The sequence below is a fragment of the Azospirillum sp. TSH58 genome (genome assembly GCF_003119115.1).
In the GTDB taxonomy this organism is placed as follows: Bacteria; Pseudomonadota; Alphaproteobacteria; order Azospirillales; family Azospirillaceae; genus Azospirillum.
In genome coordinates, this window is sequence record NZ_CP022367.1 from 1,558,014 (window position 1) to 1,578,290 (window position 20,277).

General features: G+C 69.6%; 18 protein-coding genes. 9 read left to right on the forward strand and 9 right to left on the reverse strand.

All coding sequences use genetic code 11. The features are described from left to right. Nucleotides 1-237: 237 nt before the first annotated feature. Nucleotides 238-957: an exopolysaccharide biosynthesis protein gene (locus tag TSH58p_RS28485; RefSeq protein WP_109072475.1), complete on the reverse strand. Its 720-nt coding sequence runs from the start codon at nt 955-957 to the stop codon at nt 238-240. Continuing rightward, nucleotides 954-2,849: an ABC-F family ATP-binding cassette domain-containing protein gene (locus tag TSH58p_RS28490; protein WP_109072474.1), complete on the reverse strand. Its 1,896-nt coding sequence runs from the start codon at nt 2,847-2,849 to the stop codon at nt 954-956. Before TSH58p_RS28490 ends, TSH58p_RS28485 begins: the two co-directional genes overlap by 4 nt. A 214-nt stretch (nt 2,850-3,063) precedes the next feature. On the opposite strand from TSH58p_RS28490, the gene ndk reads away from it, so the two are divergent. Together ndk and TSH58p_RS28500 are read left to right on the forward strand one after the other, a co-directional pair. Then, nucleotides 3,064-3,486, forward strand: coding sequence for a nucleoside-diphosphate kinase (ndk, locus tag TSH58p_RS28495; protein WP_014197473.1), 423 nt, complete (start codon nt 3,064-3,066; stop codon nt 3,484-3,486). Nucleotides 3,487-3,669: 183 nt separating this feature from the next. Next, nucleotides 3,670-4,149, forward strand: a complete 480-nt coding sequence (locus tag TSH58p_RS28500) for a hypothetical protein (protein WP_109072473.1) — start codon at nt 3,670-3,672, stop codon at nt 4,147-4,149. Nucleotides 4,150-4,192: 43 nt separating this feature from the next. Here the strand turns inward: TSH58p_RS28500 and TSH58p_RS28505 are convergent, their stop codons facing one another. The 3 genes from TSH58p_RS28505 to purM form a co-directional block, all read right to left on the reverse strand. After that, entirely contained in the window at nt 4,193-4,342 is a 150-nt protein-coding gene (locus TSH58p_RS28505) for an aa3-type cytochrome c oxidase subunit IV (RefSeq protein WP_109072472.1), read from the reverse strand. Nucleotides 4,343-4,425: 83 nt separating this feature from the next. Beyond that, on the reverse strand, nt 4,426-5,094 hold the full coding sequence (gene purN, locus TSH58p_RS28510; RefSeq protein WP_109072471.1) for a phosphoribosylglycinamide formyltransferase: 669 nt from the start codon (nt 5,092-5,094) through the stop codon (nt 4,426-4,428). After that, the gene (purM, locus tag TSH58p_RS28515; RefSeq protein WP_371732450.1) at nt 5,082-6,116 is read right to left on the reverse strand and encodes a phosphoribosylformylglycinamidine cyclo-ligase; all 1,035 of its coding nucleotides are present in this window, start codon (nt 6,114-6,116) and stop codon (nt 5,082-5,084) included. The genes purN and purM overlap by 13 nt, the downstream gene beginning before the upstream one ends. Before the next feature lie 156 nt (nt 6,117-6,272). Here purM and TSH58p_RS28520 point away from each other — a divergent pair, with 156 nt between their 5' ends. From TSH58p_RS28520 to TSH58p_RS28540, 5 genes are all read left to right on the forward strand, one after another. Continuing rightward, nucleotides 6,273-7,712, forward strand: a complete 1,440-nt coding sequence (locus tag TSH58p_RS28520; RefSeq protein WP_109072469.1) for a DUF2066 domain-containing protein — start codon at nt 6,273-6,275, stop codon at nt 7,710-7,712. 103 nt (nt 7,713-7,815) lie between these two features. Then, nucleotides 7,816-8,376: a CDP-alcohol phosphatidyltransferase family protein gene (locus TSH58p_RS28525; RefSeq protein WP_014197467.1), complete on the forward strand. Its 561-nt coding sequence runs from the start codon at nt 7,816-7,818 to the stop codon at nt 8,374-8,376. Then, the gene (locus tag TSH58p_RS28530) at nt 8,373-9,434 is read left to right on the forward strand and encodes an AI-2E family transporter (RefSeq protein ID WP_109072468.1); all 1,062 of its coding nucleotides are present in this window, start codon (nt 8,373-8,375) and stop codon (nt 9,432-9,434) included. The genes TSH58p_RS28525 and TSH58p_RS28530 overlap by 4 nt, the downstream gene beginning before the upstream one ends. A 27-nt stretch (nt 9,435-9,461) precedes the next feature. After that, nucleotides 9,462-10,226, forward strand: coding sequence for a DnaA ATPase domain-containing protein (locus TSH58p_RS28535; protein WP_247874281.1), 765 nt, complete (start codon nt 9,462-9,464; stop codon nt 10,224-10,226). Next, complete coding sequence (locus TSH58p_RS28540; protein ID WP_109072466.1) at nt 10,165-10,944, forward strand: SDR family oxidoreductase; 780 nt, start codon at nt 10,165-10,167, stop codon at nt 10,942-10,944. The genes TSH58p_RS28535 and TSH58p_RS28540 overlap by 62 nt, the downstream gene beginning before the upstream one ends. Nucleotides 10,945-11,064: 120 nt before the next feature. On the opposite strand, the gene TSH58p_RS28545 is transcribed toward TSH58p_RS28540, so the two are convergent. Together TSH58p_RS28545 and TSH58p_RS28550 are read right to left on the reverse strand one after the other, a co-directional pair. After that, nucleotides 11,065-12,663: a CYTH and CHAD domain-containing protein gene (locus tag TSH58p_RS28545; RefSeq protein ID WP_109072465.1), complete on the reverse strand. Its 1,599-nt coding sequence runs from the start codon at nt 12,661-12,663 to the stop codon at nt 11,065-11,067. Nucleotides 12,664-12,733: 70 nt separating this feature from the next. Then, the gene (locus TSH58p_RS28550; RefSeq protein WP_109072464.1) at nt 12,734-13,252 is read right to left on the reverse strand and encodes a histidine phosphatase family protein; all 519 of its coding nucleotides are present in this window, start codon (nt 13,250-13,252) and stop codon (nt 12,734-12,736) included. A gap of 216 nt (nt 13,253-13,468) precedes the next feature. Between TSH58p_RS28550 and TSH58p_RS28555 the strand changes: the two genes are divergently transcribed. Then, nucleotides 13,469-15,616 (forward strand): RNA degradosome polyphosphate kinase, encoded by a 2,148-nt coding sequence (locus TSH58p_RS28555; protein WP_109072463.1) that lies wholly within the window; start codon nt 13,469-13,471, stop codon nt 15,614-15,616. Nucleotides 15,617-15,635: 19 nt separating this feature from the next. Continuing rightward, nucleotides 15,636-17,177, forward strand: coding sequence for a Ppx/GppA family phosphatase (locus tag TSH58p_RS28560; protein WP_109072462.1), 1,542 nt, complete (start codon nt 15,636-15,638; stop codon nt 17,175-17,177). 243 nt (nt 17,178-17,420) lie between these two features. Here the strand turns inward: TSH58p_RS28560 and TSH58p_RS28565 are convergent, their stop codons facing one another. Together TSH58p_RS28565 and rnd are read right to left on the reverse strand one after the other, a co-directional pair. Further along, on the reverse strand, nt 17,421-18,710 hold the full coding sequence (locus tag TSH58p_RS28565) for a hypothetical protein (RefSeq protein ID WP_175426496.1): 1,290 nt from the start codon (nt 18,708-18,710) through the stop codon (nt 17,421-17,423). 263 nt (nt 18,711-18,973) lie between these two features. Continuing rightward, nucleotides 18,974-20,140: a ribonuclease D gene (rnd, locus tag TSH58p_RS28570; RefSeq protein ID WP_109072496.1), complete on the reverse strand. Its 1,167-nt coding sequence runs from the start codon at nt 20,138-20,140 to the stop codon at nt 18,974-18,976. Nucleotides 20,141-20,277: the final 137 nt, after the last annotated feature.

The window sequence follows — 20,277 nt, forward strand, 5'->3', positions numbered from 1 at the left end:
GATTTGCCAACCAACGCTGGAAGAAAAGCCACGCGGCCGGCGGCGTCTTGCCGCTTTTCTGCTTCTCCGCGACGGTGATTTCCGTTGGTGTCATGATCGGCCTTTCGCCGTTGGCTGTTGAGCGTTTTACCCCGGGGCTAAACAAGCTGGAGCCTCAGGGGGTCCCGAACCTAACAATCCCAGAGCGCACTTATGTCGCATCCCGGGTTCCCCCGCAACCGGCCGCAGCGGCGGGAGCTATGCCATAAACGCGGGATATGACGATGCGAGATGGGGGGGCGTGAGGGCCAGCAGGGTCTGTCCTGCGTAGGACAGGCTGCTGGCGACCAGGGCGAAGAAGACCAGGGCGGCCACGGTGAGGGCGAGGCTGACCGCGACGGCGGCCCCGTCGCGCTCGATCAGGCCCAGGGACAGCAGGACCAGGGCGAATCCGGGCAGCCAGCCGGTCAGCGGCAGCGGCACCACGCAGGTCAGCGACAGCAGCAGCACCAGCACGCCGAACCAGCGCTCCCCGTCGATGCTGGCGAAGCGGCTGTGGCGCGGCTTCAGCATCTTCTCGATGGCGGTCAGCCGCGGCATCGCCTTGTCGATCATCCGGGCGGCGAGCGACCGGCTGACCGAGCGGCGCAGAATCCAGCCGGGCAGGGCGGCGCCGCGCTTGCCGAAGGCCATCTGGGCGGAGAAGAGCAGGATCGGCAGGTCGAACAGGCAGGACACGCCCAGCGGCACCGGCGCGATGGTGGGCAGCGACAAAGCCAGCAGGATGGTGCCCAGCGAGCGGTCGCCCAGCGCCTGGATCAGGTCGCCCAGCGACACCCGCCCGTCCGGCAGGTTGGCGCGGAAGGCCGCCAGGACGTCGGAGGTCCGCTCCTCCCCATGGTCCTGCCGCCCGCGGCGGGCGACGGTCGCGGGGAGCGGGGCCGCTCCGGTGAAGGCCACGTTGCGCGGCACGCTCATACGCCGGCCTCCGCCGCCGCCGATTCATAGGCTTCGAGATGCTCCAGCCACGCCTCCTCGGCGGCGGACAGCTTCTTGTCCACCACGCCGAGGTCGATCTGGAGCTTCCGCAGCTTGTCGCTGGGACCGCTGTAGAGCGTGGGATCGGCCAGCTTCGCCTCGATCTTGCGCTTCTCCTCGGTCAGCTTGTTGACCTGCGATTCCGCGTCGGTGGCCTTCTTCTTCAGCGGGGCGAGCGCGGCGCGGGCCTCCGCCGCGGCGCGGCGCTGGTCCTTGCGGCTGGCCCCGGCGTCCGCCGGCTCGCCGCCCTTGGCGGCGGCGCGCTCGGCCCGCGCGCGGTCGAGCAGGAAGCGGCGGTAGTCGTCGAGGTCGCCGTCGTAGGGCTGCACCGTGCCGTCGGCCACCAGCAGCAGCCGGTCGGCGGTCAGCTCGATCAGGTGCGGGTCGTGGCTGATGAGGATGACGGCGCCCTCGAACCCGTTGATCGCCTCGATCAGCGCCTCGCGGCTGTCCACGTCGAGATGGTTGGTCGGTTCGTCCAGCATCAGGATGTGCGGCGTCTCGCGGCTCATCAGCGCCAGCAGAAGCCGGGCCTTCTCGCCGCCGGACAGGTCGGAGATGCGGGTTTCCGCCTTGCTCTGCTGGAAGCCGAAGCGGCCGAGATGGGCGCGGACCTTCTCCTCCGGCGCCAGCGGCATGATGCGCTGGGTCTGCTGGATCGGGGTCAGCGACAGGTCCAGCTCGTCCTGCTGGTGCTGGGCGAAATAGCCGACGCGCAGCTTGGTCGGGCGCTTCACCTCGCCGGCCATGGCCTCCAGCCGACCGGCCAGCAGCTTGACCAGCGTGGATTTGCCGTTGCCGTTGGCGCCGAGCAGGGCGATGCGGTCGTCCATGTCGATGCGCAGGTTGACGCGGCGCAGGATGGCGCGGTCGCCGTAGCCGATGGTCACACCGTCCAGCGCGATCAGCGGCGGGGCCATCTCGTCCGGCTGGGGGAAGTTGAAGACGACCTCGGCGTCGTCCTCCATCAGCGTGATGGTCTCCAGCTTCTCCAGCGCCTTCAGGCGGCTCTGCGCCTGCCGGGCCTTGGTCGCCTTGTAGCGGAAGCGTTCGACGAAGGCCATCATGTGCTTGCGCTTGGCCTCCTGCTTGGTCGCCATGGCCTGCAGCCGCTCCATGTTGGCGCGGCGCTGCTTGAGGAACTGGTCGTAGTTGCCGGCGTAGGTCACCAGCTTGCCCTGGTCCACATGGATGGTCGTCGTGGGGACCGAGTTCAAGAGGTCGCGGTCGTGGCTGACCAGCAGGATCGTGTGGGGGTAGTTCTTGAGGTACCCCTCAAGCCAGATGGTCGCCTCCAGATCGAGGTGGTTGGTCGGCTCGTCGAGCAGCAGCAGGTCGGGCCGGGCGAACAGCACGCCGGCCAGCGCCACGCGCATCCGCCAGCCGCCCGAGAAGTCGGAGCAGGGGCGGGCCTGCGCGTCGGCGTCGAAGCCCAGGCCGGAGAGGACCTGGGCGGCGCGCGACGGCGCCGAATGGGCCTCGATGTCGGCCAGCCGGGCGTGGATCTCGCCGATGCGCATGGGATCGGTGGCCGTCTCGGCCTCGGCCAGCAGGGCGGTGCGCTCCGTGTCGGCGGCCAGGACGGCGTCGATCAGCGTGGTGGCGCCGCTCGGCGCCTCCTGCGCGACCATGCCGATCTTGGTGCCGGTCGGCACGCCGATGGCTCCGGCGTCCGTCTGGAGCTGGCCGGCGATGAGCTTGAGGAGCGTGGATTTCCCGGTGCCGTTGCGGCCGACCAGCGCCACGCGGTGGCCCTTCGACACGACCGCGGTGGCGCGGTCGAACAGCACACGTCCGCCGTAGCGGAACGTCAGGTCGTTGATGTGCAGCATATCGGCGCCGGTTTACCACGGGGAAACCACGATTTGAAGCGGGACCCGCGGGGCAACCCTTCATGGCAGCCGCGCGGCGGCGCGCGGCGCGGCTCGCGAAGCGGCCTCACGAAGCGGTTGCCGTCGCCGAAAAGCGGCTATATAACCCCGCGCAATCGGCGCCCCGGCCAAACCAGCGGCGCCCATAACGCATTTCCAGCAGGAGCCCACCGCCATGGCCGTCGAACGCACCCTCTCGATCATCAAGCCCGATGCCACCCGCCGCAACCTGACCGGCAAGATCAACGCCAAGTTCGAGGACGGCGGCCTGCGCATCGTCGCGCAGAAGCGCGTCCAGCTGTCCAAAGCCCAGGCCGAGCAGTTCTACGGCGTGCATCGCGAGCGTCCGTTCTTCAACGACCTCGTCTCCTTCATGATCTCCGGCCCGGTCGTGCTCCAGGTTCTGGAAGGCGAGAACGCCATCGCCCGCAACCGCGAGATCATGGGCGCCACCAACCCGGCCAACGCCGCCGAGGGCACCATCCGCAAGGAGTTCGCCGAGTCGATCGAGGCCAACTCGGTGCACGGCTCCGACGCTCCGGAGACCGCCGCGCAGGAGATCGCCTTCTTCTTCGCCGGCATCGAGCTGGTGGGCTGATCGCGGCCCGTCCGCTTCGCAGCCTTGCGCGAAGGGCCGTCCCGACCGGGACGGCCCTTTTCGATTCCGGGCCGATTCACCGCCTTCCGCCCGCAACTTGTCGCCCGCGCCGGGTCACGGCATCGTGGACAGGCGTGGCGAAGTCGAGTATTCGGGGATTCTACCGCTAGGAGTACCCCCGCCATGGAAAATCCCGACGTCAAGCCGATCGTCGCGGCCCTGCTGGAACCGCTGCCGCCCCTCGTGAAGGGCAGGAACGACCTGAGCGATCCGGGCGTGGTGGAACTGCTGGTGCGCGGTTACGTCGACCAGTGCCTGGCGGCCTTCCAGGAGGTGTTGCGCGGCAACGTCGAGCAGGACGCGGCCATCGACGCAATCAACGCGCAGGCGACGGCGCTGAACGCGGTGTTCCTCGGGACCAGCGGCTTCGACACGGTGGTCGTCCACCCCTGGAACGCCGCCGATCAGCTCGGCCAGTTCCTTCAGGACACGATCGGTCTGGATTTTCCGGCGGAGGATTGCGTGCGCGCCGCGCTGATCCACCTCGCGACCCACGTCATGCACGCCATCCAGGGCGGCACCGAGGCGTGGGAGGAGCAGGTGGACGCTCTGGTCGGCGAGATGCGCGACCTGCTGCTCGGCCGTCTGCCGGACGGGGCGTAAGCGCCCCGCCGCGGCCGGTCCGGTCGGCGGCCGGATGGGGCCGCTAGACCAGGAAGATCGCCATGAAGACCAGCACGGCGATCACGCCCGCGGTCGCCAGCGTCATGAAGCGGGTGAAGGCGTGCCAGCCCGCCTCGTGGCGGCGGACGACATCCTCGCTGACCGGATTGTGGCCGTGATCGGTAACCGCCATCGCCCTTTGCCTCCCCTGTTATGGTTCCGGCGGAGAATGTGGGGAGTGCGGACGGTTGCGGCAAGGGTCCCGCTTGCTCAGCGTTACGCCGGCGGGTTGATGAGCGTCGGCAAGTCCGCTGCCGAGTTTGACAAGGCCACCCGGCCGTCCTCGACGCGGGCGCGGCCTTCGGCGATCAGGCGCAGCGCCTGGGGGTAGAGCCGGTGCTCGGCCTGCAGAACGCGGGCGGACAGCCGGTCGGCGTCGTCGCCGGGCAGGACCGGAACCGCGGCCTGGGCGATGATCGGCCCCTCGTCCATTTCCGGGCGCACGTAATGGACGGTGCAGCCGTGGAAGCGCACCCCGGCGTCCAGCGCCCGCTGGTGCGTGTCCAGCCCCTTGAAGGAGGGCAGGAGCGACGGGTGGATGTTGATCATCCGGTCGTGCCAGCGCTCGACGAACCAGGGCGACAGCAGCCGCATGAAGCCGGCCAGACAGACCAGCTCGACGCCCGCGTCGCGCAGGCGCGCGTCCATGGCTTCCTCGAAGGCGCGCTTGTCGCCGGGGAAGTCGCGGTGGCTGACCACGGCGACCGGGACCCCGGCGGAGGCCGCGCGCTCCAACCCGTAGGCGTCGGCCTTGTTGGAGAGCACCAGCGCGATGCCCGCCGGAAAATCCGGGGCGGCGCAGGCGTCGATCAACGCCTGCAAGTTGCTGCCGCGCCCGGAAATCAGGACTCCAACCTTCAGTCCGGATGCCGTCAGGCCGACCATGCCGTGTCCATGCCGGTGACGGTGACGCGGGCGTCGCCGTCCTTGACCGCGTGGACCGTGCCGACGGTGAAGACCGTCTCGCCGCCCTGGGCCAGGATGTCGGCCGCCTGCTGCGCCTTGTCCGCCGGAACCACGACGACCATGCCGAGGCCGGTGTTGAAGGTGCGCGCCATGTCCAGCGGGGTCAGCCCGCCCGTCTTCATCAGCCAGTTGAAGACCGGCGGCAGCGGCCACGTCGACGCGTCGAGCGTGACGCCCAGCCCGTCCGGCAGGACGCGCGGGATGTTCTCGATCAGGCCGCCGCCGGTGATGTGCGCCATCGCCCGCACCGTGCCGGCGCGCACCGCGGCCAGCGTGCTCTTCACATAGATGCGGGTCGGGGTCAGCAGCGCCTCGCCCAGCGTCTTCCCGGCGTCCCAGGGGCAGGGCGAGTCGTAGCCGAGGCCGGATTTCTCCACCAGCTTGCGGACCAGCGAATAGCCGTTGGAGTGCACGCCGGAGGAGGCGAGGCCGAGCACGACGTCGCCGTCCTGCACGGTGGCGCCGGTCAGGGCGTCCTTGCGCTCCACCGCGCCGACCGAGAAGCCGGCGAGGTCGTAGTCGCCCTCGGCGTACATGCCCGGCATCTCCGCCGTCTCGCCGCCGACCAGCGCGCAGCCGGCCTGACGGCAGCCTTCCGCGATGCCGGCGACGATGGCGCGGCCCGCGGCGACGTCCAGCTTGCCCGTGGCGTAGTAATCGAGGAACAGCAGCGGCTCCGCGCCCTGGACGACGAGGTCGTTCACGCACATCGCCACGAGGTCGATGCCCACCGTGTCGTGCCGGTTCGCCAGGATGGCGACCTTCAGCTTGGTGCCGACGCCGTCCGTGGTGGCGACCAGCAGCGGGTCGTGATACCCGGCCGCGCGCAGGTCGAACAGGGCGCCGAACCCGCCCAGCCCGGCGTCGGAGCCCGGGCGCGCGGTGGAACGGGCGAGCGGCTTGATCGCGTCAACGAGCGCGTTGCCCGCATCAATGTCCACGCCGGCCTGCTTGTAGGCGTCGGACGTGTTATTAGACTGGGTGCTGATGGTATCCTCGCTTGGGCTGAGCTATATACCTGGGCCACCTGAACCGGGTCAATTTGGGCCGGGTCAATAGGGAACGGGCCGAACATACTCGAATCGGAAGGCTTTGCAATGCTCCACCGCCGCCATGCGCCGCTGTTTGCGGGCTTCGCCGCCATCACCGTGGCCCTGGCCGTTCCGGCCGGCTCCGTGGACGCGCAGGTGCCCGGCGCCGCTCCACCCGCGGTGGCGGCGCCCGCGGCAACGCCTGGGGCGGCTCCCGGGGGCGCGCCCGTGGTTCCGGCAGCGGACCCCTTCACCGTGTCGGGCGTCAAGGTGGACGTCAGCGCCGCCAACGCCAACGCCGCCCGCGATCAGGCGATCCGCGACGCGCAGGTGAAGGCGTGGGCGGAGCTGTACAAGCGCCTCGTCCCCACCGCCACCTCCGTGCCGCGGGTGTCGGAGATCGAACTCGCCCGGCTCGTCCAGGGCTTCGAGATCGACGACGAGAAGGTGTCGGCGACCCGCTATGTGGGCAGCATCACCGTGCGCTTCCGCCCCAACTCGGTGCGCGAGACTCTGGCCGGCGGCGGCCAGCAGTATGTCGAGCCGCCGGCCCGGCCCTATGTGGTCCTGCCGGTCACCGTCGTGGACGGGCGCCCCGTCCTGTGGGAGGACCGCACCGACTGGCGCGAGGCCTGGGAGGGCCGTCCGGCCGGCGCCTCGCTGGTGCCGCTGGTCGTTCCGGACGGCGAACTGGCCGACATCTCCGCCATCGGCGTGAACGAGGCGCTGTCCGGCGATCCCGAGGCGCTGGCGCGCATCGCCCAGCGCTACAACGCCGGAGGCGTGATCGTCGCCAAGACCGACATGCCGGCGGGCGGGCTCGATCTCGGCCGTCCGCTGGCGGTCGAGGTGACCCATTACACGCCCGACGGCGCGCGGGACCAGCAGACCGTCAACGTGAAGGCCGACATGGCCGACCGGGCCGGCGATTTCCTGACCCGCGCGACGACCTTCGTGTCCGCCGCCATCGACGAGTCCTACCGCCGCGACAACACCGTGGCGAGCGGGCCGGAGCAGTCGACGCTGGTGCGCGTGCCGCTGGCCAGCCTCAACGACTGGGTGGAGACGCGCAAGCGGCTGGGCATGGTCAACGCCGTGACCCGCACCGACGTGCTGTCGATCAGCCGCTACGAGGCGCTGGTCGCGCTGACCCACCGCGGCGACGTGGAGCGGTTGCGCCAGGCGCTGGCCCGCCGCGACCTCGGCCTCGCCCGCACCGGGGCGGTCGCCGCGCCGGTTCCGGTGCCCGTTCCGGGCCAGCCGCTTCCGCCGGTCGCGCCGACGCCGGAATGGCAGCTCCAGGTGCTGGCGAAGGGCGCCGGGGCGTCCCTGGCGCAACCCGCCGCGGCGTCGCCGGCGTCCGTCCCGGCCGCCAGCCCCTCCAGCTTTTCGCCGGCCGCCGCGCCGTCGGCCTATCCCAGCGTGACGCCGGCTCCGATGGCCGCGCCGGGGGCGCCGCCGCGCATTCTGGGCACGCTGCCGGCCACCGGCACGGCGCGCCCCTGACGGCATAGGGCGTGACGGCAAAGGGCGTGACGGCGTTACAGACGGGCCGGGATCGGCCCATGAAGGGGCGCCGGCGCAAGGGACAACGGCAGAAGGCACCGCGGTGAGCATCCCGAACATCATCACCTTCGGCCGCATCCTGGTGGTGCCGGTCGCCGTCTATTTCATCCTGGCCGGGGAGCTGGGGGTCGCCTTCTGGCTGTTCGTCGGGGCGGGCGTGTCCGACGCCGTGGACGGCGCGGTGGCCCGCATGTTCCGCGCCCGCACGGTGCTGGGCGCCTATCTCGACCCGATCGCCGACAAGGCGCTGCTGGTCAGCGTCTACGTCTCGCTGGGCCACATCGGCGTGCTGCCGCTGTGGCTGGTCATCCTGGTGGTGTTCCGCGACCTGATGATCGTCGGCGGGGTGATGCTGCTCTACACGCTGAAGGAGTCGCTGGCGATGCAGCCGCTCTATGTCAGCAAGATCAACACGGCGGTGCAGCTTGCCCTGGCGGCGGCGGTGCTGGCCCCGGCGGGGCTGGGGCTGCCGGACTTCCACCTGTTCGGGCGGGAGCTGGTGCCGCTGCTCATCTGGGTCTGCGCCGCGACGACGGTGCTGTCGGGGCTCGCCTACGTCTACCGCGGCGGCCTTCTGTTCAGCCGGCACGGAGGGGTGCCGTGACGGCGGGCAAGCAGATCCGCTTCTGGCTGATCGGCCTCGGCCTGTTCGTCCTGGCGCTGTGGCTGCTGTCCGGCATGCTGCTGCCCTTCGTGGTGGGGCTGGCGATCGCCTATCTGCTGGACCCGGTGGTCGACCGGGTCGAGCGCTGGCGCCTGCCGCGCTGGCTGGCGACGACGCTGGTGCTGCTGTCCTTCGTCCTGGTCCTGGTGCTGATGGGGCTTCTGCTGCTGCCGCTGGTGCAGGCGCAGGTGTCCCACCTGATCGAGGTGCTTCCCAACTACGCCAACGCCGCGCGGGACCGGCTGATGCCGATGCTCGACCGGCTGGTGCACCGCCTGTCGCCGGAGGATGTGGAGCGGCTGCGCGGCGCCGCCGGCAATTACGCCGGGGACGTCGTCGGCTGGGTCGGACGGGTGCTCAAGCACATCCTGTCGAGCGGGCTGGCGCTGTTCGACGTGCTGTCGGTGATGTTCATCACGCCCATCGTGGCCTTCTACCTGATGCGCGACTGGGACATCCTGGTCGCCAAGGTGAACGGCTGGCTGCCCCTGCACCACGCCGCGACCATCCGCGAGCAGGCGCGCGAGGTGGACGAGACTCTGGCCGGATTCGTCCGCGGGCAGGCGCTGGTCTGCCTCGTGCTCGGGGTGTTCTACGCGGTGGCGCTGTCTGTGGCGGGGCTGGATTTCGGGCTGGTGATCGGGCTGATGGCGGGGCTGCTGTCCTTCATCCCCTATGTCGGCTCGCTGTTCGGATTCGTGTCGAGCACCGGGCTGGCGCTGCTGCAGTTCGACGACCCGTGGCGAGTCGCCATCGTCATCGCGATCTTCCTGTTCGGGCAGGCGGTGGAGGGCAACGTCCTGACGCCGAAGCTGGTGGGCGAGAAGGTCGGGCTGCACGCGGTCTGGGTGATCTTCGCCCTGCTGGCCGGCGGGTCGCTGTTCGGTTTCGTCGGCGTCCTGCTGGCGGTTCCGGTGGCGGCGGTGATCGGGGTGCTGACACGCTTCGCGTTGGGGCGCTATCTTGACAGTCCCTACTACCGCGGTACCCCTTCCTGATGGCCTTCGCCACATGACCTCTGCCCCATGACATTAGCGGCCCAGATCCCGCTCGACCTCGGTCACCGCGCCGCCATGGGCTGCGAGGATTTCCTCGTGGCGCCCAGCAACGCCGAGGCGGTGGCGTGGCTCGACCGCTGGCCGTCCTGGCCGGCGCCGGCCCTGACGCTGTACGGGCCGGACGGTTGCGGCAAGACCCATCTGGGCCATGTCTGGCGGGCGCGCAGCCACGCCCCCATCGCCATGGGCGACACGCTGGACCAGATCGACCCGCACGCCCTGCTGGCCCGCGCCAACGCCGTGGTGGTGGAGGATGCCGACCGGGTGGCCGGCGCGCCGGCGCGGGAGGAGGCGCTGTTCCATCTCTACAACCTCGCCCGCGACTCGGGCGGGCATCTGCTCCTGCTGTCGCGCCGCCCGCCGTCGCGCTGGCGGATGAAGCTGGCCGACCTGCGCTCCCGCATCAAGGCGGCCCCCGCGGTGGGGGTGGAGGCGCCGGACGACGCGTTGCTCGCCGCCGTTCTGGTCAAGCTGTTCGCCGACCGGCAGCTGCGGCCCGGCATGGACCTCATCACCTACCTGCTGGCCCGGATGGAGCGGTCGCTGGAAGCGGCGGGGCGGGTGGTCGCGGCGCTTGACCGCGCCTCGCTGGCCGCGCACCGTCCCCTGACCGTGCCGCTGGCCCGCGAGGTGCTGGCCGGTCTGGAGGCCGGGAAGGGAGGAGACGAGGATGGATCTGGGAATCGCCGGACGCCGCGCCATCGTGTGCGCAGCCAGCAAGGGACTGGGTAAGGCCTGCGCCCTGGCGCTGGCGCGCGAGGGGGTGCAGGTCACCATCACCGCGCGCGGCCGCGACCTGCTGGAGGCCGCCGCCGAGGAGATCCGCAAGGAGACCGGCGCCACCGTGACCACCGCCGTCGGCGACATCGCGACGGAGGAGGGGCGCGCCGCGGCCCTTGCCGCCTGTCCGGAGCCGGACATCCTCGTCAACAACGCGGGCGGCCCGCCGCCGGGCGACTTCCGCGACTGGGAGCGCGACGACTGGGTCCGCGCCGTCGAGGCCAACATGCTGGCCCCGATCTTCCTCATCAAGGCGACGGTGGACGGCATGATCGGCCGCCGCTTCGGACGGATCGTCAACGTCACCTCGGCGGCGGTGAAGGCGCCGATCCCGATCCTCGGCCTGTCCAACGGGGCGCGGGCGGGGCTGACCGGCTTCGTCGCCGGGCTGTCGCGCCAGACCGTGCGCCACAACGTGACGATCAACAACCTGCTGCCGGGGCCCTTCGAGACCGACCGCCTGCGCGCCACCATGGAGGGCGGGGCCAAGGCCAACAACCGCAGCCTGGACGAGGAGATGGACATCCGCCGCGCCGGCAATCCTTCGGGCCGGTTCGGCGACCCGGCGGAGTTCGGCGCTGCCTGCGCCTTCCTCTGTTCGGCCCACGCCGGCTTCATGACCGGGCAGAACGTCCTGCTGGACGGCGGCGCCTACGCGGGGACGCTGTAGGCCGTTTGTCGTTGAGAGGCTTGCCCCCACCCCGGCCCTCTCCCGCTTCGCAGGGGAGGGAGAATGGTTCCCTCCCCTGCGTTAGCGGGGGAGGGTTAGGGTGGGGGCAACGTCACTCTCTCACCAGAACACCGGCCCGTCGCGGAACGCCTTCCACAGCCCCGGCAGCGCCTTGCGGCGCTTGTCGGCCTGCTTGGCCAGCCAGCGGGCGGTGGCGTCGGCGGCAGACCGCTGCTCCGGCCGGTCCGCCGAAAGGCCGCGCAGAAGACCGGCGGCCACCGCGGCGTCGTGCTCCGCGTCCAGCGCGCTCAGGAGGGTGTCGAGCGCGGCGATGAAGGGCACCGTTGCGGTTTCAGCGTAGAGGCCACGGAAGAACTCCGCCGTGTGGCGCAGCTTGCGCAGGCGGCGGCGCAGCCGGTCGCGCGCCGCGGCGTCGCCGCCCTCCAGGTCGCGGCCCGTCTTCAGCGCCCCCGCCTTCAAGGCCTTGGCGTGCTGGCCAGCCAGCCACGGGCCGGACAGTTCGGCCATCGGGCGGTCGAGCTGGGCGCGGACCTCAGGCGCGGCGCCGGTCTGCCACGCTCCGTCCTCCAGCCAGGCGCCGAGCGCCAGGATCAGACCGGTGCAGCGCGGCGACTGGATCGCCTCCACGGCCGCCAGCGCCGGTCCGCGCCGGGCCTCGCGCACCGCGGCGGTCAGCGCGGCGATTCCGTCGGCGGGGGCCTTCTCCGTCGCCGCGAAGGGCGCGATCCCATGGGACAGCAGCACGTCCCAGTCGCGCGCCGGGCCGAGCTGGCGGGAGAACCAGCGGATGTCGTTCCCGGCGCGGCAGGCGTCCGGCACCCCGGCCAGGGGGCGGAACAGCCGGATGGCGGTGCGCAGGCGGCGCAGCGCGACGCGCATCTGGTGCAGCCCCTCCACGTCGCCGCCGGCCAGGGCGCAGGCTTCGTTGGCGAGCAGCAGGCGCAGACCGTGCCGCACGATGTGGCGGAAGGCTTCGGCCACCGTGGTGACCGGGGTGAGGCCCAGCGGTTCCGGCAGGACGGGGGCGGGCAGGCGCCCGGTGACGAGACGGTCGCCGATCTCCGCCTTGCTCTCCGTCCCGATGCGCACCGGCACGCGGCGCTGGAGCGCCAGCGCGAGATCGAACAGACGCCCGATGCGGCCCGACTTCAGCTCAAGCTCGACCTCGCTGATGCGGGCGCAGGCGTTGCCGGCGGTGATCTGCCCCTCGTCCACCGCCACCTCGATGGAGGTCAGGGCGTCCGGGCGGACGAGCAGGGTGGTGCGCCGGAACTCCGTCGTGAACTGCGGCACCAGCGCCGCGCGCGCGTCCTCCGGCACCAGGGCGGCCACGCCTTCCGCGTCGAGCGGCGTCATGTCGGGGGCGGCCGTGGGGATCGTCCAGTCCCACTTCTTGCGGATGGCCACGGCGGCCGAATCGCCGGGGGTGGCGGCGTTGATGGTCTTCAGCGTCTGGACGAAGCGGTCGCCGTCCTGCCGCACCCGCAGGGCCACGCCCCCCAGGAACAGGCGGCGGTCCGGCGTGTCGTAATAGACGGTGCGCAGGTCGCGGACAGCCGGGGCGCCCTCCGCCGCGTCCTTCAGGGCGGGCAGGTCCACGACGCGGGAAAGATCGCGCGGGTCGAGGTGGAGCTTCATCTCCACCTCGCGCACGGCGGACACCGCGGCGGGTGCGGCATTCTGGGGCGCGGAAGACACGGGGGCGACTCCTGCTCGGTTCCGGGCCTGCTCGGTTCGGGGTTGAAATACCCCATTTGCCAAAGGGGCGTTAAGAGAGTTTCCGCGGCAGGATGAAATCGGCCAGCCGTCCCGCCCCGCTGTCCAGGTCGGCCCAGCGGGCCGCTTCGAACAGGAGAACGGCGCAGGCGCCGGTCGGGAACTTCTCCGCCAGCGCCGCGCGGTGCCGCTCGTCGCCGCTGCCGGCCAGCTCGCGGGCGAGGTCGTGGAGGTCCGGGTTGTGGGCGACCAGCATCAGCGACGACACGGACTCGGGCGCGTCGTGCAGCCGTTCCAGAAGGACCCGCGCCCCGCACAGGTAGAGGCCGCGCTCGCGCTCCACAGGGATGTCCGGCGCGTCCATCACCTCCAGCAGCCGGTCGGCGGTGTCCGCGGCGCGCCGGGCGGTGGAGCACAGCACCAGCCCGATGCGCGCCCCGCGCTCCTTCAACTCGTGGCCGACCAGCCGGGCCGCCTTCCGGCCCCGCGGCGCCAGCGGGCGGTCGTGGTCGTCCAGGGAGGGATCGTCCCACGCGGACTTGCCGTGGCGCATGAGATACAGGGTCTTCATCGGGGGTGTCCCTTCCTGTCCGGATCGCGCTCCGGCGGGATGCGCCGGGGGTGCGACTGTTTTCGCAGCGGTATTATCGTGACGGCAGTATTATGCTGTCTGACCCAAAACCGTAACGTAGTTGGGGTAGGTTGCCTGGCCCGTCGACCGCGGCGGGCGGTCCGGTTCGCCCGGACTGTAGCGGCACCACCCATCACGCAAAAGCCCGAGGCTGCTGTGACCGAACTTCAGGACCTGGAAGCGACCTGCATCGAAGCGGACGCGCCGGAGCGCTTCATCAACCGCGAACTCTCGTGGCTGGCCTTCAACCAGCGCGTCCTGGATGAGGCCTCCAACCCGAACCACCCGCTTCTGGAGCGGCTGAGGTTCCTGTCGATCTCGGCCAGCAACCTCGACGAATTCTACATGGTCCGCGTCGCCGGCCTGAAGGGGCAGGTGGCCGCGGGGGTGAAGACCCCCAGCGCCGAGAACCTGACCCCGGCCCAGCAGCTCACCGCGGTGAACCAGCGCATCGTCGAGCTGATGAACGCGCAGCAGACCATGTGGCGCAGCCTGAAGCAGGACCTGCGCGAGGCCGGCATCATGGTGGTCGGCGCCGAGGACCTGACCGAGGGGGAGAAGGACTGGCTGGAGGCCAAGTTCCTCGACGACATCTTCCCCATCCTGACGCCCATCGCCGTGGACCCGGCGCACCCGTTCCCCTTCCTGCCCAACCTGGGTTTTTCGCTGGCGCTGCAACTGCACGAGCCGGTGAAGGGGCGGCATCTTGACGCGCTGGTTCCGCTGCCGGCGCAGCTCGACCGCTTCATCCGCCTGCCGGGGTCGGAGATCCGCTTCATCCAGCTGGAAAAGCTGGTGATGCTGTTCATCGACCGGCTCTTCCCGCCGTTCCAGGTGAAGGCCCACGGCGTCTTCCGCGTCCTGCGCGACAGCGAGATGGAGATCGAGGAGGAGGCGGAGGATCTGGTCCGCACCTTCGAAAGCGCGCTGAAGCGCCGCCGCCGCGGCAGCGTCATCCGGCTGGCCACCGACGCCGGCATGGCCGCCGACCTGCGCGAGTTCCTGCGCCACGAGCTGCGCGTGTCGAACGACGACGTGTTCATCCTGGATGGGCTGATCGGCCTGTCGGACACCCGCCAGCTCATCGTCGACGAGCGGCCCGATCTGGTCTTCCGCCCCTTCAACGCCCGTTTCCCGGAGCGCATCCGCGACTTCGGCGGCGACTGCTTCGCGGCCATCCGCGACAAGGACATCGTCGTCCACCACCCGTACGAGAGCTTCGACGTGGTGGTGCAGTTCATCCGGCAGGCGGCGCGCGACCCGCAGGTCGTCGCCATAAAGCAGACGCTGTACCGCACCAGCAAGGACAGCCCGATCGTCGCCGCGCTGATCGAGGCGGCGGAGGCCGGCAAGTCGGTGACCGCTCTGGTCGAGCTGAAGGCCCGCTTCGACGAGGAGGCCAACATCCGCTGGGCGCGCGATCTGGAGCGCGCGGGCGCGCAGGTCGTCTACGGCTTCGTCGATCTGAAGACGCACGCCAAGGTGTCGCTGGTGGTGCGGCGCGAGAACAAGGCGCTGCGCAGCTACGTCCATTTCGGGACGGGCAACTACCACCCGATCACGGCGAAGGTCTACACCGACCTGTCCTTCTTCACCTGCGACCCGGCGCTCTGCCACGACGCGGCGGTGATGTTCAACTACATGACCGGCTACGCCACGCCGAAGCTGCTGGAGAAGATCGCCATCGCCCCGATCACGCTGCGCCAGAAGCTGGGCCAGCTGATCGACGCGGAGGTCGCCAACGCCGCCGCCGGCAAGCCCGCCCACATCTGGGTGAAGCTGAACTCGCTGGTCGATTCGGAGATCATCGACCAGCTCTACAAGGCGTCGCAGAAGGGCGTGCAGATCGACATGGTGATCCGCGGCATCTGCTGCCTGCGCCCCGGCGTCAAGGGCCTGTCGGAGAACATCCGCGTGCGCAGCATCGTCGGGCGCTTCCTGGAGCATGGGCGGGTCATCTGCTTCGCCAACGGCCACGCGCTGCCCAGCCCGCAGGCCAAGGTCTACATCTCCTCCGCCGACTGGATGACGCGCAACCTGGACCGCCGCATCGAGACGCTGGTGCCCATCGAGAACCCGACGGTGCACGAGCAGGTGCTGGACCAGATCATGGTCGCCAACCTGAAGGACGAGGCGAACACCTGGAAACTCGGCCCGGATGGCGTCTATCATCGGGTGGAGGCTGGTCCGGACGCGTTCAGCGCCCATAACTATTTCATGACGAACCCCAGCCTGTCGGGCCGCGGCAGCGCGCTCAGCAGCAAAAAGACGCCGCCGCGGTTGAAGCTGCGTACGGTCATTTGATTGAGGACATCGGTTGCTTATGACGCCGGCGCAGGAACACACGGTCGCCACCAAGGTCGTCGAAAAGGGCGAGCGGATCGCCGTCATCGACATCGGGTCCAACTCGATCCGGCTCGTCGTCTATGACGCTCTGAAGCGGTCGCCCCTTCCGGTCTTCAACGAAAAGGTCCTGTGCGGGCTCGGCCGCGGGGTGGAGAAGACCGGTTGCCTGAACCCGGACGGCGTGATCCAGGGCCTGGAGGCCCTGGAACGCTTCGCCCTGCTGGCCGCCGGCATGCGCGTCGGGCGGCTGGACGTCATCGCCACGGCGGCGGTGCGCGACGCCACGGACGGTCCGGCCTTCGTCCAGCGGGTCAAGGACCGCACCGGCCTCGACGTCAGCGTCATAAGCGGCGAGGAGGAGGCGCGGCTGTCCGCCATGGGCGTGCTGTCCGGCACCCCCGCCGCCGACGGGCTGGTCGGCGACCTCGGCGGCGGCAGCCTGGAACTGGTGCGGCTGGAGCGCGGCGTGATCGGCGAGCATCTGACGATGCCGCTGGGGCCGCTGCGCCTGATGGAGCTGAACCCCGCCAAGCCGAACGGGCTGGTCCGCGCCATCGACCAGCATCTGGAGAAGCTGGACTGGCTGGCCCGGATGCGCGGCAAGCCCTTCTTCCCGGTGGGCGGCGGCTGGCGGGCCCTGGCCAAGCTGCACATGGAGCATGTGAAGCACCCGCTGCACATCATCCACCACTACACCGTGCCCTTCGCCGAGGCGCGCGACTTCGCCGGGCTGATCGCCAAGCAGAGCCGGTCCTCGCTGGAGAAGATGTCCGGCTCGCGCCGCCGGGTCGACACGCTGCCCTACGCGGCGCTGGTGTTCGAGCGGCTGCTGCGGATGGTCCAGCCCTCCAGCGTGGTGTTCTCGGCCTTCGGGCTGCGGGAAGGGCACCTGTACGCGCTGCTCGACCCGGAAACGCAGCGGCAGGACCCGCTGATCGCCGCGGCGGAGGACTGGGCGCAGCGCTTCGTCCGCATCGGAGACCCGGCCCTGCTGGTGTCCTGGACCGGCAACCTCTTCGCCGGGGAGGACGACGCGGCGCTGCGGCTGCGGCAGGCCTCCTGCCTGCTGAGCGACGTCGGCTGGGCCGAGCATCCCGACTACCGGGCGGAGCACGCCTGCCTGCGCATCCTGCGCTATCCCTTCCCCGGCATCGACCATGACGAGCGGGCCTTCCTGGCGCTGGCCGTCTACGCCCGCTACGCCGGGTCCATCGACGGGCCGGGCACCCCCAACGCGGTCACCGCGGGGCCGCGGGCGCTGCTCAGCGACGCCCAGGCGCGCAAGGCGCTGGTTCTGGGGCTGGCGCTGCGGCTGGCCCACACGCTGACCGGCGGGGCCACCGCGCTGCTGCAGCGCACGGCGCTGAAGGTGTCGGGGGAGCGGCTGGTGCTGACCCTGCCGGACGATTTCAGCGTGCCGGCCGGCGAGACGGTGCAGCGGAGGCTGGACGCGCTGGCCAAGGCACTGAACCGCAAGGGCGAGATCGTGCCGCCGGCCCGGCCCCAGGCGGCGGAGTAGAGGTCTCTCAGCCCTCTCCCCTCTGCGGAGAGGGTGGCCCGAAGGGCCTCTCGCGCTGGCCGAAGGCCAGCGCTGACGGCGGCAGGCGGATGCCTATGGCATCCGCTGAGAGCCGGTGAGGGGGGCGCTTGTGCCGGACGTACCAAAACGCACATCCCCCTCACCCTAACCCTCTCCCCGGAGGGGAGAGGGAGCATAGGGAGTGTTGGGAATAAGCGTGGGCAACAAAAACCGGAAAAGCCCTCACGCCACCTTGGCGTGGGCGATGGCTTCGCGGACGCTCACGCCCTTGCGCAGGATGTTGTCCACGGCGCGGCCCTGCACCATCGTGATGCCGACCTTGTTGGCGTAGACGAGGCTGGACACGCTGTCGCAGCGCGCCAGGATGAACTTGCAGCGGTCCTGCTCCTGGATCCGCTCCATGAAATACTTCTCGAAGGTCGGGTCCATCTCCAGCATGTCGTTGGACCAGAAGATCTTCGCGTAGTCGGCGTTCAGGTATTCCAGGTCGAAGTTCGTCACCCAGAAGGGGTTCAGCCCGTCCACCGCGATCTGGTAGCGGCGGTCCTGGGCGAACTCCACGACCTCGTTGAACAGCGACAGGTTCTCGATCAGGTCGCCCTTGGATATCTCAAGCACCACCTGCCCGCGGAAATCGAGGGGAAGCCGCTCGTCGAACTTCACGAAGCCGGTGGAGATGACCGTGGACAGGTTGATGTTGATGCCGATGCGCCGGCCCCGCATGAAGCTGAGCCCGTGGTTCAGCGCCCGCAGCACCGACTGGTCGAGGTTGGCGGTGAAGTAGTTGAACAGCCACTTGTTGGCCGTGATGTCGTAGTCCGGGCAGAGCCGCTCCTGGAGGAGCTTGATCGAGATGTAGAGCTCGAAATAGGCCATGTCCTCTTCGGCGTTGCGGCCGATGTTGGCGATGGCCTGATTGAACAGGAAGGGCGACAGGTCGAACATCTGCATGGAGCGTTCGAGCTTGGCCATCTCCTCCAGCGTGATCGGCGGCTTCGTTTCGTTGGAGTGGTCGCCGGTCTCGTTCGCCTGCAACTCCTCGATGAAGCGGATGACGTTGATGAAGTTCAACGCCAGTTCCATGATCGAGTAGAGCGAGAATTCCTTGTAGGGGTTGGCCCCGGTCAGCGTCGTCTTGGCCAGGAAGATCTGCTCCACCTTCTGGCAGACGTCGGTGACGCCGGTCAGCTTCAGGCCCTTGTAGAGGATGATGACGTCGCCGTTGGAAATGTTGAAGGACTGCAGATAGGACGCCTTGTTCGCCAGCTCCTGGATGATCGTGCGGACGATCATCTGGCTGGACGGGTCCTTGTCGCGCAGCAGCGACAGATGCATGTGGATCAGCCGCATGCCTTGCAGTTCGGCCTTCGCGGAGCGAAGCAGATTCAGCAGCTTGTCGTTGTCAAATTCGGGCTTCTGGTCCTTCGCGGCGGCGACGGCAGCCTGCTTCTCCGTCGTGGAGAGGCGGACGCGGTCGCGTCCCATGGGTGGTTTGCCGCCGAACCTGCTCATACGCGAAATCCCCCAGGTTGGCACATAGGGCGTGTGCACACCTTATAGGCGAGAATTCCCCCGCGAACCACAGCGCGCCGCTACACGGCATGGATACGGTGCCCGTGACTTATTAGCCATGACCTTTTTTAACAATGCCTTAAAGCGCTGTTAATTGCGATGAAATGTTTCATAATTTTGGCTAAACGTCGCGAAGCTGAGCGTTCCTGTAACGGCCCGGCCGGATTCTTGCGCCATTTTGGAATGATTCCGGATGGGGCCATTTACGGCCCCTCTCCATTGGCGGTCGGAACGATGCGGACACGGCGGTCGAGCACCGCCAGACCGATGCGGCCATGCTTCAGCGCCAGCGCGTCTTCGCCGAACAATTCCCGGCGCCAGCCCTGCATCGCGGGCACCTGGGCCTCGTCGTCCGCTGCGATCGCTTCCAGATCGGCGGCCGACGCGATCAGTTTGGACGCCACGTTGTTCTCTTCGCACTTCATTTTCAGAAGAACGCGGAGAAGTTCAACGATGGGTTGCAGTCCGGGCGGCGGCTCCTCGCGCGGCTCGACGCGGGGCAGTTCGGACTCCGGCAGGTCCAGACCCTTCTGGACGCAGGCCAGCACATCGGCGCCCTGCCGTCCCTCGGCGAAGCCGCGGCCCATGCCGCGGGTGCGGGCGAGGTCGTCCACGCTGGTCGGGGCGTGGGCGGCGATCTCCAGCAGCGCCTCGTCCCGCAGCACGCGGGAGCGGGGCAGGTCGCGGCGCTGCGCCTCGCGCTCCCGCCACGCCGCCAGCTCCTTGAGGACGGCCATGAAGCGCGGCTTGTTGGTGCGCACCTTCAGTCGCAGCCAGGAGCTGTCCGGGTCCACCTGATAGGTGGCCGGATCGGTCAGGACGGCCATCTCCTCTTCCAGCCAGTGGGCGCGGCCGGAGCGGACGAGGCGGCGCTTCAGCTTCTCGTAGGCTGGGCGGAGGTGGATGACGTCGGACAGGGCGTAGGTCAGCTGCCGCTCGGTCAGCGGGCGGTGCGACCAGTCGGTGAAGCGGCTGGACTTGTCGATGCGCGCGCCGGCCAGCTTGGTGACCAGCGTCTCGTACCCCACGCTCTCGCCGAAGCCGCAGACCATGGCGGCGACCTGGGTGTCGAACAGCGGGTGGGGGATCTGGCCGGACAGGTGCCAGAAGATCTCCACGTCCTGCCGGGCGGCGTGGAACACCTTGAGGATGGCCGGGTCCACCATCACGCGGAACAGCGGCGCCAGATCGATGCCCTCGGCCAGCGGGTCGATGGCGACCGCGCCGTTCGGCCCGCCCACCTGCACGAGGCAGAGCTGCGGCCAATAGGTCTTCTCGCGCAGGAATTCGGTGTCGACGGTGATGTAGTCCACCCCGGCCAGCGAGCGGCAGAAGGCGTCAAGGTCTTCGGTGGTCGTGATCAGTGTCATGCGGGCTTCATACACGAGCGCGCGTCCGCGCGAAAGCTCGCCCTTCGGCAACTCTCCCAGCGTGCAGCGGACGCGGATGGCGACTTGACATTCCGGCGCTGTCGGTGTGGTGTGTCGGGCCGCCTTTCCGCGCAGGA